Genomic DNA, 14,365 nt, shown 5'->3' with positions numbered 1-14,365 from the left:
ATCCCGCAGGCGGCTCAAAGGAAACCCCCAGGTCGGGCCTCTGACCTGGGGGTTTGAGTCTTTGCTTACCATGGAATGCGCATAGTCGGCGGTCGGCCGCCGACCGATCAGCACCATTTTCCCGGCCTCCTACGTGGCCTATTCAGCCGCGTTCATCCTGGCGCGGACCTGCGCGACGAGCGGGTTCTCCGGGCCCAGGGCGGGCTCGATCCGGTCGAGGGCCGCCTGGTAGAGCGCGATCGCCTTCCGGCGTGCGCCGGCCTCCTGGTGGGTGTCCGCCAGGGTGAGTTGGGCGATCAGGACGTTCGGGTGGTCGCCGAGGGTCTGCTGCCAGTGGGCGAGGGCGGCTTCGTACAGCGGCACGGCCCGATCGGGTCGGCCGTCGGCTCGGCCGTCGGCTCGGTAGATCTCGGCCATGTACTGCCGTTGCTCGAGGGTGTCCGGGTGGGTGGCGCCGAGCTCCGTCTCGGCGAGCGCGACGCTGTGTTCCAGCAGTTCGGTCGCCCGGGCGAGGCCGCCCGACCTGCCGTGGGCGCGGGCCAGCATGGCGGTGCAGTGGAGTGTTTGCGGGTGGGTGCTGCCGAGTTCGGCCTCCAGTTGCGCGCGGACGTCCTCCAGGACGGCGACCGCCTGTGACGCGTTGCCGGACTCGAGCTGGGCGGCGGCCAGGTTCGTCCGGCCGGTGATGGTGTGCGGGTGGGTGGCGCCGAAGATGCGGCTGGCGTCCCGCACGGTGGCTTCGAGGAGCTCGACGGCGCGCCGGGCGTCGCCGACTGTGAGGTGCGCGGTGGCCAGGTTGCTCCGGCACACCGCGGTGTGCGGGTGGTCCTTGCCGAGCGACCGGATGCACCGTTCCAGCGTCGTCTCCGCGAGGGTGACGGCACGCGCCGGATTATCGGTCAGGCGCATTGCGTCGGCCAAGCCGATGCAGTTGGCCAGGGTGTCGGGGTGGGACTCGCCGAAGACCTGCTCGCACTGGGCGACGACGGTCTCGAACAGCGGGACGGCGCGGGCCGGGTCGCCCGCCGCGAGGTGAGCCTTCGCGAGGCCGCTCCGGGTGGCGAGGGTGTGGGGGTGGGTCTCTCCGAGCAGCGCGGCACGGTGCTCGAGCACGGCGTCGTAGTGGGCGATCGCCCGTCCGGTGTCGCCAGCGGCCTGGTACGCCTGCGCCAGCCCGTTCCTGGTGGTCAGGGTATGCGGGTGAGCGTCGCCGAGGAGGTGGGCGCTCTGCGCGGCCGCGGTCTCCAGCAGCGCGAGCGAACGGGGCGCGTTCCCGGCGTCCCGGTAGGCGCAGCCGAGGTTCGCGCGGACGGCGATGGTCTCCGGGTGTGCCTCGCCGTACACCTCATCGCTCCGGACCAGGGCCGCTTCGAGGTGCTGCGCCGCCCGGTCGGGGCGTCCGGCGACCGCGTAAGCGTAGGCGAGGTTGTTCCGGCTGGTGATGGTTCCGGGATCGCTGTCGCCGAGCGCCTGCTGCCGTTGGGCGAGGACGGCGGTGTACATCGGGATGGCGCGGTCCAGGTCGCCCGCGGCGAGGCAGGCCGCGGCCATGTTGTTCCGGCTGCTCAGCGTGCGCGGATGAGCCGGTCCCAGGGACCGCTCGTACTGCGCGAGGGTCGCTTGGTGCAGTGGGATGGCGCGGTCCAGGTCGCCGGCGGCCTGGTAGGTCGAGGCCAGTTCCTCGCAGCTGTCGAGGGTGTCGGGGTGGTCGTCGCCGAGCGCCTGCCGACGGCGGGCCAGCGTGGCCTCGTGGAGCGCGACGGCGCGGGTCAGATCGCCGGACTCACGGTAGGAGTTGGCGAGGTTGGAGGTGACCGTGAGCGTCCCCGGGTGCGAGTCTCCGAAGACCTGCGCGCACTGGGCGACCATCGGTTCGAGGATCGCGATGGACCGGCCGAAGTCCCTGGCTCCGTGGTAAGCGTGGGCCAGGTTCGCGCGGACCGTCATGGTGAGTTCGTGCTCGGTCCCGGCGAGTTCCGCGCAGCGGGCGAGGGCCGCGGTGAGCAGCGGAACGGCGCGGGCGTCGTGGCCGCGGTCGGTGAGGTAGCTCGCAGCGCTCGCGTACCGTCCGGCGGGAAAGGTGTCGGGGTGGCCGTCAGGAGTGGTGGCCGCGAGCGCGACGAGGTGCGGGAGGAGCCGCTCCCAGGCGGGGGATCGGCCGGAGCTCGGTGGTTCTCCCAGCGGGACGACCGCGGCGCACAGCAGCTGTTCGGCTTCCAGCCGGCCAGCCGGCCAGCCGGCCAGCCGGCACCGCGCCACCGAGGGTTGGCTGGTTCCGGAGGGTGGTCTGGACCAGTCGGTGGACGCTCACCGTGTCCTGGGTGAGGGAGACCATGCAGTAGGCGCGGAGGAGCCCGAGGGCCTCGTGCACGTCGTCGGTGTCGTCGTCGGCGGTCGGGGCCAGCAGGTCCACCGGGATGTCGTCGGGCGCCAGCCACGCCAACGTGGACAGGACGGACACTGCCAGCGGGTTGCGCTCGGTCAGGGTACTGATCGTGTGGCGCCAGATCCGGGCGACGGTGCGCTCGGGGTCATGACCGTCCGAGGCCTTGTCCAACTTGGCCGTCAGCTTGCGGCGGTAGCTCTCGATGCCGATCGTCGGGTTCTGTGCGAGGTAGGCACCGGCCTGCTCTAGCGCGATGGGGAGCCGCCCGAGGTCGGCGGCGAGGGCCCGGGCCTCCTGCAGCTGACGGGGGGTCGGCGCAGTCTCGCCGAGCACGTGCTGGCAGAGGAGTTCGCTCGCCTCGGCCAGGTCGAGGACGCCCAGGGCGAGCACCGGGACGGCGGCCGGCCAGCCGACCGCCCGCCGACTGGTGGCGATGACGCAGCCGTCCGGTGCGCTGGCGTAGGGCCGCAGGTCAGCCGGGTCCTCGACGTTGTCGAAGAGCAGCAGCCAACCAGGGTGCCACTGCAGCCACATCATCGCCCAGGCGGCGCGTTCCTCGATGGCGGCACGGCCGGCCCACGCGGGGATCAGCCGCAGGGCGAGGGCGGCCAGCGACTGCTCGATGTGGGCGGGCGAAGCCGCGTTGATCCACCACGCCACAGTGTGGTCGCGACGGTGCCAGTGAGCGTACGCGAGCGCCACGGTGCTCTTGCCGACGCCGCCGAGGCCCTGGACGGTGGCGGTCCCGGTGGCCCACTGACCGGGCTCCGCCGCGAACGCGCCCCGCAGCCTGGCCAGCGCGTCCGCGCGGCCGAGGCACAGCGGGAGCGGCGGCAGATTGCTGAGCCCCGCGGGCGCCTGCACGTCGCGCGCCGAGTTCAGCAGCTCGGCAGGCAGAACGGTGACCGGGCCGGTGATCGCCGTGCCGATGCGGTGGGCGGCAACTGACCCGGGCCCGGTCGCCTCGAAGGCGAAGTTCGTCATCGTGCGGTCCGCCGACCCCGGCCGCCGACGGTGGCCGCTGGCTGCTCCAGGCCGCTTCTGGGTGCGGTCCGGCCCGGACGGGGCCACCCCACCGACGACCTCCTGCGCGCGCTCTGGCTTGTGTGGGGGGCGCCCCAGGTGGACTCGTTCGGAGAGCTGATTAGAGTGAGCTGGGCGTTGTCTCCGGTGATTGCTGTGTCGATGGTTCTAGTACTCCAGCTGTAGATCTTGATCTTTCCGTCCTGTGGCCGCGGATCTTGGACGTGCCAGCGAGATTGGAGCGAGGTATCGCTTGGCAGGAGGCTATGCAAGCCGGTGTCGGCACTGCCGTAGGGTGGTCTGATGTTCGATCAGCTTGAGATCAGGGTGCTGCCGCCCGGGCGCCGGTTCGCCGCCCAGGTGCGGTTCTGGGTCAACGGCGAGGACGTCGTGGAGTGCGCCGTCGGCGAGGGAGGCCGTGGCCCGTACGCGGTCGAAGTGCTGTCTGCCGATGGCAGTCCCCTGCGTGCGACCGGCGAGCCGCGACGCGTGGAGCTGGGAGAGCCCGAGTGCACAGGCGGCTGTTGCGGTTTCCTGTCCGTGGTCGTGCAGCGGTTCGGGGGCGTCGTGCAGTGGTCGGACTGGGAGATTCCGCACATGGAGACGACGCGGCCGCTGGAGCTTCACTTCGACGCCGACGAGTACGACGCTGAACTGGCTCGCGCTGAGGCAGACCGATGGTGGCAGATCCACACGTAGCTCAGCATCGGCGCCGCACCCGGCCCGGCCGGGTGCGGCTTGCGCTGTCACAGGACACTTGCTGGGTTGAGGCCGGCCTGCGGACCGAGACGGCCACCGTTGATCATCGTGAGTTGTGTGGACAAACGAAGATCATCCGGTGGCCGTGGGCCACAGCGTAGACCCTGCCCGGTGGCAGTCGGTATTCGAGGGCCTGATGGCGCGGGTGGCGGGCCGGTTCGCCCGGGTCGAGCCGCGCCGTTGGGCACGGGCGTTCGTGCTGGGCTTGCTCGCGGACCTGCCGAGGAAGAACTGCTGGACGATCGCCGAGCACGTCGGCAATGCGAGTCCGGCCGGTATGCAGCACCTGCTCAGCCGGGCGTCGTGGGACGCGGACCAAGTCCGCGACGACATGCGGACCTTCGTCGTCGACCATCTCGGCGACGAGGACGCCGTGCTGGTCGTGGACGAAACCGGTGACCTGAAGAAGGGCACCCACAGCGTCGGGGTGCAGCGCCAGTACACCGGAACCGCGGGCCGGATCGAGAACTCCCAGGTCGCCGTCTACCTCGTCTACTCCGCCACGGCCGGGCACGCCGCCATCGACCGCCGCCTCTACATTCCCCGGTCCTGGACCCAGGACCCCGATCGCTGCCGCGCGGCCGGTATCCCCGACGAGCTGAGGTTCGCGACCAAGCCCGCCCTGGCCACCGAGATGATCGCCCAGGCCCTGGATGCTGGTGTCCCGGCACGATGGGTGGCCGGTGACGAGGTCTACGGCGGTGACCCGCACCTGAGCGTCGAGCTGGAGAGTCGTCAGATCGGCTACGTCCTGGCCGTCTCCCGCAAGCGGCCGATCCCCACCCGGGCAGGCGTCTTTCGGGCCGGCGTCCTCGCGCACGGCCTTCCGAAACGGGCCTGGCAGCGGCTGTCCGCCGGGGCGGGAGCCAAGGGCCACCGCTTCTACGACTGGGCCCAGGTCGACATCGACGCGCCGACGGCCGGCTCCGGTTACCGGTGGCTGCTGATCCGGCGAAACCGGCGCACCGGTGAACTCGCGTTCTACCGCTGCTACTCGGCCCGTCCCGTCCCGTTGAGCTCGCTGGTCGAGGTCGCAGGACGGCGATGGACCGTGGAGGAGACCTTCCAGGCCGCCAAGGGCCTGGCCGGACTGGACGAGCACCAGGTCCGGCGCTGGACGTCCTGGCACCGCTGGACCACCCTGGCCATGCTCGCGCACGCCTTCCTCGCGGTCACCGCCGCCATCGAACGGGCCAGCGGCCCGTCATCACCCGACCTCGCCCCGCTCACCTGCGGCGAGATCCGACGGCTGTTCGCCGGCCTACTCGTCCAGCCCGTCCGCGACCTCGGACACCAACTGCGGTGGTCGGCATGGCGCCGCAGACACCAAGCCCGCGCCCGCACCAGCCACTACCAGCGACAAGCCGCCCTACACCCATGAAGATCACGATCTACAGCCGGAGTACTAGCCTGCGCGTTTCATCCGGGGTCGCGTCCGGATCATGATCGGAAAAGCGAAAGTGCCTTCTGAGCTGCAACGATGAGGCTTGTCTAAGGTCCCAGTCGTACCAGCAGGAAGGCACTTTCTGCGTGCACACTACCCGGTCACGCCCCAAGCTCGTTGTCAGCGCCGACGGGCACGGGGTGGTCAACCACGCCGGCTCACGTCTGCTGGCGGATCTGGCCGACGCCACCTCGCTGACCAGCGCCTTCAGTGACGCTCTGCACCGGCTGCGGCCGCGCGGGACCGGGCACGATCCCGGCCGCGTCGCGGTGGACCTGACGGTGATGCTCGCCGACGGAGGCGAGGCGATCCGGGACCTGACCGTGCTGCGCGACCAGCGCGACGTGTTCGGCCCCGTCGCCTCCACCCCCACCGCCTGGCGAGTGCTCGCCGGCATCGACACCGCAGCCCTGAACGCACTGCGGACAGCCAGGGCAAAGACCCGCGAGGTCGCCTGGCTGCAAGCGGACGAGACCGGACACCCCATACCCGCATCACACGCAGGAGGGCGTGAACTACCGGGCCTGGTCCTGGACATCGACGCCACCCTGGTCACCTGCCACTCCGAGAAAGAACAGTCCGCCGCCACCTACAAACGCGGCTTCGGCTACCACCCGATGCTCTGCTTCCTCGACAACACCGGCGAGGCCCTCGCCGGCCTCCTGCGACCGGGCAACGCCGGAGCGAACACCGCCGCCGACCACATCACCGTCCTCGACCACGCCCTCGCCCAGATCCCCGACGCCCACCGCCACGGCACCCCGGTCCTCATCCGAGCCGACAGCGCGGGCAGCGCGAAAGCCTTCCTCGCCCACCTACGCACCCTGCGACAGCGCGGAATCCAGACCACCTTCTCCGTCGGGCACGCCGTCACCGAACAGATCCGCAAGGCCATCCGGGTCCTACCCGACCAGGTCTGGCACCCCGCGCTGGAACAGGACGGGACCCTTCGCTCCGGCGCCGAAGTCGCCGAGCTGTCCGGCCTGGTCGACCTCACCGGATACCCGGACGGCACCCGCATCATCGTCCGTCGCGAGCGTCCCCACCCAGGCGCCCAGCCGTCCCTGTTCGACCAGGACGAAGGCATGCGCCACCAGGTCTTCCTCACCGACACGCCCGTCGCCGGCGGCGGCTCGATCCAGTACCTGGAGGTCCGCCACCGGGCTCACGCCCGGGTCGAGGACCACATCCGCTGCGGCAAGACCACCGGCTTCGGTCGCTTCCCCTCCCGCCACTTCGCCATCAACCAGGTCTGGCTGGAGCTGTCCCTGACCGCGATCGACCTGCTGGCCTGGACGCGAACCCTGCTGCTGGACGGCGAGTTGGCCACCGCCGAGCCCAAGAAGCTCCGCTACCGCCTCCTACACACTGCCGCCCGGATCACGCGCGGAGCCCGCCGTCTACGCCTGCGGATCGCGGCCACCTGGCCCTGGCGCCACGAACTGACCGCGGCGTTCAGCCGCCTGGTGGCACTGCCCCGACCGGCCACCTGACAGACGAAGCAGTGAACCGTTCCGGGTTCGGTAGGGACTCGATCATTTGAGAGGATCGAGTCATGGCACGTCCTTCCCAGTACCCGCTTGAGCTGCGCCGTCGTGCAGTGCGGATGGTCGCCGAGGTGCGGCCCGACTACGACACCGAGTGGGCCGCGATGAAGGCGGTCGCCGCGAAGCTCGGCATCGGCACGACCGAGACGCTGCGCAAGTGGGTCCGCCAGGACGAGATCGATGCCGGCACCCGGCCGGGGACGACGACGGAGGAGTCCGCGCAGGTCAAGGCGATGAAGAAGGAGATCGCCGAACTGAAGCGGGCGAACGAGATCCTGAAGGCGGCGGCGAGTTTCTTCGCGGCCGAGCTCGACCGGCCACACACACGCTCGTAGCGTTCATCGACGAGCACCGGGACCGCTTCGGCGGAGTCGAGCCGATCTGCCGTGTCCTCACCGAGCACGACTGCAAGATCGCCCCGTCCACCTACTACGCCCACCACAAGCGCCGGCAGGCACCCTCGACCCGCACCGTTCGCGACACCGAGCTGAAGACCCTGATCCAGGAGGCATACGACGCCAACTACCGCGTCTACGGCGCGAGGAAGATCTGGCGGCACCTGAACCGCCAGGGCCATGCCGTGGCCCGCTGCACCGTCGAACGGCTGATGCGCGAGCTCGGCATCACCGGCGCCGTCCGAGGAAAGAAGGTGATCACCACGATCCCGGATCCCTCCGAGCCCAGGGCGCCGGACCTGGTCGACCGCGACTTCGTTGCGTCCGCACCGAACCGCTGCTGGGTCGCCGACTTCACCCACGTCGCCACGTTCTGCGGCGTCGTCTACGTCGCCTTCGTCGTGGACACCTTCTCCCGCCGCATCGTCGGCTGGTCCGCCTCGACCACGAAGCAGACCCGGCTCGTCCTGGACGCCCTGGACATGGGACTGTGGCAACGCGACCGAGACCAACACCCGCCCCTGCCAGGCGAGTTGGTTCATCACTCGGACGCGGGTTCGCAATATACGTCCTTCACGCTGGCCGAGCACTTGGAGAAGGCCGGCATCGCCGCATCGATCGGATCGGTCGGCGACGCGTACGACAACGCGCTGATGGAGTCCACGATCGGCCTGTTCAAAACCGAGGTGATCAAACCGCAGCGACCCTGGCGATCCCTCGCCCAGGTCGAGCTGGCCACCGCCGAATGGACCGACTGGTACAACCACACCCGGCTCCACGGTGAGATAGGGCACATCCCGCCCGCCGAATACGAAGCCAACCACTACCTCAGCACCACGAAACCCCAGGTCACAACCAACATCTGAGGTCTCTACCGAACCCGGAACGGTTCACAGCCCCTGACCACCCACGACCCGAGGACCCAGGAGCACCCGGCCATCGCGCCGGGCCCTCGGCATGCCCAACGTCCGACGGCAGCCCCACACAGAGATCACCCCAGATCAGCCGACGTGAACCGAAACACGGAGGCTAGATGCCATCGATCGATCGCCGGAAGAAGATATCCCACTGTGCCCGCAATCGGTCATCTAGGCAGCCCTATACCTCAATTGAAATCCAGCGACTTTCTGCGAAATTAAACGCTGGGTCGATGTCCGTCGCCGGTGATTGCAGTGGCGATGGTATGGGCCGCAATCGATCGGTCCCCGGATGCGGTGATATTGATATTGCTCACCGGAGTCGGCAGTAGATCCGCAAACGCGCCGAGCAAATCGGCGTCATCCCGTAGGGCGCGCCGGATCTGGTAACGAAGGGCGGCGGCAGCATCTGGGTCGCCACAGTCCTGTGTGGCATCTTCAAGTGCAGCTTGCAGAGAGCCCTGGTCTGTCTCTGCTCGGCGGTGCCACACCAGCTGTAGTATGCGCCGGCCCAAGTTAGCGGTCGCGCCAGCCGCGGCATTTTCTGCCTGAGTCAGTACGGCCCTGCCGTAGGCTCCGAGGGCCGCCGTTATGTACGGTCCAGCGTCATCGACGAGCTGAACGAGGTCCGCGGCCAAGTTAGCCTCCTGCTGCATCGCACATCTGCCATCACGCAGACTGTCCATGCTGAGAGTAGGTGATCTCACGAGGCTGAGCGAGGCGTTCGTTCATCTCTGTCCCTCCGCCCAAGATTGCTGTGAAGCTGGCTGGGGCGGCATTGATCACTCGGGGGCAACCCTGGTGAGCAGGGGCTGCTTGACAGGAGCGCGGGTTCGTCGGCTGTCTGAGACGTTCGCGGGACTGATGTCGGCTTACGGCGCTGACCTGGATCGATACGCGACTACGCGGGCAGGAACCGGATCTAAGCGGGGAAGGAGTGGGCGTGGGTACGAGTCTTGAGGTCCGGCGGGAGGACTCCAAAGCTGCGCGGGATGCGGCGGGGCGGGCGGAGGCGGTCTCAGTTGTGGTCTCAGTCCAGCCCGTCCGCCGCCGTCCGTCATCGTCTCGTCCAGTGTGCGGACCTGGGCGGCAGACGTCGGCGTATGGTGGCGGACGAAGATCGCGCAAACTCGTAATGCGTAGGTTTGCGGACGGGAGCCCGCCGGGCGGCTCGTCGTTTACAGGTAGCTGCCTGAGGGCTTCAAACTGGTAGCTGAGACTTCGGGGCTCCGGGCCTGCGCTACGTGCTACGAGTTTCGCTACTTGACCAAGTGGTTCGACGCGAGCCTGGTCTCGACGGAGCGCTGTGCCTGTCTGAGGGATCACGGCCGGCGGTTGGTGCATGACGAGGCACTTTGGGCTGCCCAATCCGCGCGAAACAGCCTGGGCTCAAGGCTCAGACACGAGCAAGTATAGGCCCGTCCCTCAACGGCCGCACGCCGCTCATGTTCCACCCCGAGAGTCTTCTTAGCTCAGAAGGGTAGAGCCACACTTTAGGTGTCTCCGACTGGCAAGCTCGATCGTTCCGTCGTGCAATGGTGTTATGGCCAACCACAACCATCCCAGCTACCTCCTGACAACGCCGGTAGAGAACGGCGCATGGGTGGAAACCAAAGTCGGCTCACGCATATATGTGAAGAACCAAGAATACTTCCAGTTCACTGTGCACGTCAGCATAGGTCGCGAAGCAATGGTCATACAAAACCGGCGTCCGAAAACGGAACATCAGCGCCGAGTCCTGGCGGGCATGGGACTGAGGCGAATCGGTGCGCGTCGAACAATGGACCAGCACCAGCCAGCTATCCGAGGAATGCTTCGCGCAGTACATCATCTAGTCGAAATTGACCCCTCAGGCGGGCCAGAAATACTGGTTCCATTCAACTACATATATGAGGTCGAGGATGGGACACTCACCGAGAAATTGACCTTTCCAGCTGGTCAGTACATAAAGATTACGCAAGGGCCGAAGGCGAATGCCATTGCATGGTCCACTGAACTGTCCCCGCACAAGGCGCTAGCCCAGGGGCTTAAACTACTGCCATCGCACCATTTCTCTGCGGAATCTACAGGAGAAGTTACTTGGAAATCCTCTGGTGAAATGGTGGCAGACTTGGCGCCCAACGTACTACGGAAAGCCAGCAAAAAAACGTCCAGGACTGCTTTTATGTGGCTCGGATTTGAAGCCATGGCGATTACTTGGCTCGCGGAAGAGCTCAACCACCACCATGCGCGCCAGTTGGGCATTATCAGCGCCGATCGCAACCTTGAGCCCTATTCGGACTTCATCACATCAACAGCCCAGACGGTTGTATCCAGGGGAATTCAGAGCATGACCCTCCTTCGGGCCATGCACAAATAATTGGCCCTAATCCAGCAGGGAGGGCAGCGATGAGAGAGAAGAAGTTTGGCATCGCTTCAGGGGTCAGCCTTAAAACGCGCATCGAGCACAGCGGAGGGATACGGCGTGTCTACTTTCGAATTCTGAAAACAGAAATGGGCCGCCATTATATTGAAGTCGTGAACCGCCGCCCGGAAAGAATTAGGCTCGTGATTGAGTCACGCTGCGAGCCTCCCGGGCCGCTGCGATACACAAACATAGCAAATCCGCCGTGGCGGCAGGCGTTTACCATCGATCCTGCAGGATGGCGGGGATTTGAGATCTGCGAACCCGTAGACGAGGAAATTCAAAACAATGGGCGCTCGCATGCTCCAGGAGGATCCCAGAAGGTGATCATAGATGTAATAGAAATTTGGTCAGATAGTTGGCGCCTGGATTCATCCGAACCCTGCCACATCTCAGTCCGCACTTTGAGGAACTGATGATCTCTATCGCGACGGAGCGGCTCGATAATCCGCCATCAAATCTCGCACTAGCTTCACCCTTCATTGTAGTTGCGACAATAGCTCTTCTGTCTTGGGCCCTTTCTAAGCTGATCGATAGAAGGGTTGAAGAAAACTTCTCCAAGCAATTGAAGGCAAATCCGGCCGAAACAGTTGCTTTGGTGGATTGGGCAATCGATGCAAGTCAAGCGGCCGCCTGCATCGCAGTCCCAATATTGGCACTAGAAAACCTAATTAGGATCAAGTCGCCTCCCGGTTGGGTGCCAGTATTCTACTATGCGTCCTCGGTCAGCAGTCTACTGTTGGCAATTTGGACAATTAACCGCAAGAAGCCCTTGGACTACATGTCGCGACTGTGGTTCCACCTCCCCCCGGCCGCAAGCTTCGGTTTTATTCTAAATGGTGCGGCATGTATAGTAGTTCTGAGGTTTGCATAGGGCAGCCTGAGGCTGGGAATTCAGTAGGCTGGCAACGACTTGTTTTCTTGGCATTGCCGACTCGTATGAGCGAGCCCCGCAGCACTCGCTCTGATTCCTCCCCACCGAGCGAGCCGGCCCGCTCGTAGCTGTATCGTTCCCGCTCGGCAGGCAGGGTTGGATGCAAGGGCCGTTCCCCGCGATCGATCTCTGGAGAAAGCCTGGAGATGATCTTGGGATCCAAGCTCCAAGGCGCCGACAGAGACCAACGTTCGCCAACACTCTGAGCTGCACCTTTGAGCTAGCTCCCAGGTCGGCCAGGCTTGAGGGCCTAATTCGGGACGAAGAGACCGCGGGTTCACGTCCGGGGTTCACGTCCGTGATGCACCGACTGGGAGGCATCTGCCTTGTGGGGGAGCGAGAGCTGAGTGCGCGTTCCTGCTGGTGGTTGGTGTCCACTGTCGAGGGGCGTGCCTCCGAGCATGTCTGCCTGGCAGGGGCCGGATGAGGTCCGCCATCTGGAGGGATCATGAGCAAGCATGAGGAGACCGCGACTCAAGGGGGCAAGGAGGCATTTGGGGACTGGGTCCGCTTCCATGACGTGACTGTGCCCGGACAGCATCCAGGTTGCCGTGGCCGAGCCGTTCTCGCGCTGGCTCTGGGCCCACTCTGACGAAGTGATCGCTGCCATCGCGGAAGCGATAGCCAAGAACAGTTGACCATCCAGGTTCCCCCGTCAGGGAAGGGGACGTGAGGCGGGATTGGTCCGGACTGCGGGTTGGTGTTGCGGCTGACACCACCGGCTGACATCAACATGCGCGCACAGGCGGTCATCTCAAACCTCGGACTGAGCGGGCGGCCGGGCCTCCGGCGACGCCGCGCAGCTCGATCGAGACCCCGGTCGAACTTACAAGGCAGATGTCGGCGGTTCGAAACCGTCTGCGCCCACCCTCCGCTCGGCGGAGATGACAGTAATGGCCCAGGTCAGGGATGTAATCCCGATCTGGGCCTTTGTCGTTCCTGCGGTCTGCCCACGGTATCGACGGAACGGTCATCGAGCGGGAGACCATCGCGAAGATCGAGGACGACTTCCCGGCCGCGCCGGCCGTCGTCCGGACGGTCGTGGCGGGCCTCGGGATCACAGAGGCCGACTTGACCTCTGGGCTGTAGCCGACGCAGTGGCTGCGGTGCGATGAGTATCCGCCCGGCGTGGCCTGACGTCGCCCTGATGGCGCCGTATGGTTCCTCCCTAGGGATCTCGCCTTGCGACCTGGAGGAACCGTGCCGACGCCGCCATACCGTCAGATCGCCGACGAGCTCAGGCGGCAGATCCTCAGCGGCGAGCTCGGAGCCGGCGAGAAGGTGCCGAGTGAGAATGCGCTCGCGCTCCAGCATGGGGTCGCGCCGGAGACCGCCCGGGCGGCTCTTGGAGTTCTGGCCGCCGAGGGATTGACGGAGGCCCGGCGCGGATCGGGTACGAGAGTCCGAGACTTCAAGCCGATCCTTCGGCGAGGGACTAAGCGGCTGGCCCAGTCCGGCTGGGGAGAGGGCCGTTCCATCTGGGAGGCCGACCTCGACGGCCGGCCGCTCACCACGGACCGCGTGACCGTCGAGGAGCTACCGTGCCCGGCGCACATCGCGCGAGCCCTTGACCTGGAGGCCGATGCCCCTGTGTGGGTGCGCGACAGGCGCTACCTGGTCGAGGACCAGCCGGTGATGCTGGCCACGTCCTACCTTCCCGCCGTCATCGTCGCGGGCTCGCCGATTACCGAGCCCGACACCGGGCCGGGCGGGACCTACGCACGCCTGGCCGATCTCGGGCACAAGCCGGTCCACTTCCGAGAGGTGGCCCGAGCTCGGATGCCGCTGCCCGATGAGGCGGAGGCGCTCGCACTGGGAAAGGGCACGCCTGTCGTGCTGATCGTGCGGTACGCCTACGCGGCCGGCGGCCTTCCGGTCGAGGTCAACGAGATGACTCTGGACGCCTCCCGGTACTTGATGGAGTGGGAGTTTCCCGCGTGACGCAAGGGGTTTGACTGGTAGTCACATAGGCGTTGACTTCCCTAAGGAACTTGGGCGAAAGTTCCTTAGGGAAGTTAATCGGCTTCTCGACAGGTCACCTGATACCTCAGGAGGCACCGCCTTGACCGTCACCACTGAGCGCGCCGCGGGCCGCTCCCTCATCACGCCGGTTTTGTTCGACCGGCTCACCCAGCGCATCACCACGGACCACCCGGACATCACGCAGGCCGATGCCGAGCGGATCCTCGACCAGGCGCTGGCTTTCCTCGCCACCTGCGCCACCAGCACCATCCCGCTCGGCCCGTCCGACATCGTGGACATCGGCTGGCACACGTTCCTGCTCTACACCGGCGAGTACGCCGACTTCTGCACGAAGGTGGCCGGCCGGTACATTCACCACGCCCCGGACGACCTCCCCGGGGCCCAGGAGCAGGGTGCCTCGCCGGCCGCCACCGTCTCCGCCATCCGCGCCGCCGGATACCGGATCGAATCCGACCTGTGGCCCAGCACGGCCGAGGACCGGAGCGACTGCAGCCAGTGCCACGCCGGTTGCCACGACAGCCCGAAGGCCGGCAAGTAGGTACGCACGGCGCTGTGTCCGGCCCCTATCGTGAT

The 14,365-nt window shown here is 66.6% G+C and carries 11 protein-coding genes; 9 read left to right on the top strand and 2 right to left on the bottom strand.

The features are described 5' to 3' along the window. Positions 1 to 138 precede the first annotated feature (138 nt). Together FB465_RS09220 and FB465_RS36820 are read right to left on the bottom strand one after the other, a co-directional pair. On the bottom strand, positions 139 to 1,947 hold the full coding sequence (locus FB465_RS09220) for a tetratricopeptide repeat protein (protein WP_342791878.1): 1,809 nt from the start codon (positions 1,945 to 1,947) through the stop codon (positions 139 to 141). Positions 1,948 to 2,095: 148 nt separating this feature from the next. Beyond that, positions 2,096 to 3,370 (bottom strand): hypothetical protein, encoded by a 1,275-nt coding sequence (locus FB465_RS36820; protein ID WP_246192587.1) that lies wholly within the window; start codon positions 3,368 to 3,370, stop codon positions 2,096 to 2,098. Between the two features lie 342 nt (positions 3,371 to 3,712). Here FB465_RS36820 and FB465_RS09215 point away from each other — a divergent pair, with 342 nt between their 5' ends. The 9 genes from FB465_RS09215 (at position 3,713) to FB465_RS09175 (ending at position 14,330) form a co-directional block, all read left to right on the top strand. Then, positions 3,713 to 4,108: a hypothetical protein gene (locus FB465_RS09215; RefSeq protein WP_145789335.1), complete on the top strand. Its 396-nt coding sequence runs from the start codon at positions 3,713 to 3,715 to the stop codon at positions 4,106 to 4,108. A 196-nt stretch (positions 4,109 to 4,304) separates the two neighbouring features. Beyond that, positions 4,305 to 5,549 (top strand): IS701 family transposase, encoded by a 1,245-nt coding sequence (locus FB465_RS09210; protein ID WP_145797236.1) that lies wholly within the window; start codon positions 4,305 to 4,307, stop codon positions 5,547 to 5,549. 149 nt (positions 5,550 to 5,698) lie between these two features. Beyond that, on the top strand, positions 5,699 to 7,105 hold the full coding sequence (locus tag FB465_RS09205) for an IS1380 family transposase (protein WP_145789333.1): 1,407 nt from the start codon (positions 5,699 to 5,701) through the stop codon (positions 7,103 to 7,105). Positions 7,106 to 7,167: 62 nt separating this feature from the next. Beyond that, a protein-coding gene (locus FB465_RS09200; protein ID WP_145786662.1) for an IS3 family transposase occupies positions 7,168 to 8,420 on the top strand; the annotation gives its coding sequence in 2 pieces (ribosomal slippage) (positions 7,168 to 7,450 and positions 7,450 to 8,420; 1,254 coding nt in all). A gap of 1,594 nt (positions 8,421 to 10,014) precedes the next feature. Then, positions 10,015 to 10,830, top strand: coding sequence for an uL30 family ribosomal protein (locus FB465_RS09190; protein WP_211785743.1), 816 nt, complete (start codon positions 10,015 to 10,017; stop codon positions 10,828 to 10,830). A gap of 29 nt (positions 10,831 to 10,859) precedes the next feature. Further along, entirely contained in the window at positions 10,860 to 11,291 is a 432-nt protein-coding gene (locus FB465_RS09185; protein ID WP_145789331.1) for a hypothetical protein, read from the top strand. Between the two features lie 1,448 nt (positions 11,292 to 12,739). Then, positions 12,740 to 12,898, top strand: a complete 159-nt coding sequence (locus FB465_RS35675; RefSeq protein ID WP_170290534.1) for a hypothetical protein — start codon at positions 12,740 to 12,742, stop codon at positions 12,896 to 12,898. A 111-nt stretch (positions 12,899 to 13,009) separates the two neighbouring features. After that, complete coding sequence (locus tag FB465_RS09180) at positions 13,010 to 13,750, top strand: GntR family transcriptional regulator (RefSeq protein WP_246192586.1); 741 nt, start codon at positions 13,010 to 13,012, stop codon at positions 13,748 to 13,750. A 121-nt stretch (positions 13,751 to 13,871) separates the two neighbouring features. Next, the gene (locus FB465_RS09175) at positions 13,872 to 14,330 is read left to right on the top strand and encodes a glycine-rich domain-containing protein (protein ID WP_145789328.1); all 459 of its coding nucleotides are present in this window, start codon (positions 13,872 to 13,874) and stop codon (positions 14,328 to 14,330) included. Positions 14,331 to 14,365: the final 35 nt, after the last annotated feature.

The sequence above is a fragment of the Kitasatospora atroaurantiaca genome (genome assembly GCF_007828955.1).
GTDB classification, from domain to species: Bacteria; Actinomycetota; Actinomycetes; order Streptomycetales; family Streptomycetaceae; genus Kitasatospora; species Kitasatospora atroaurantiaca.
The sequence above is the reverse complement of the archived record's forward strand: the minus strand, read 5'-3'. Positions and strand labels throughout refer to the sequence as shown.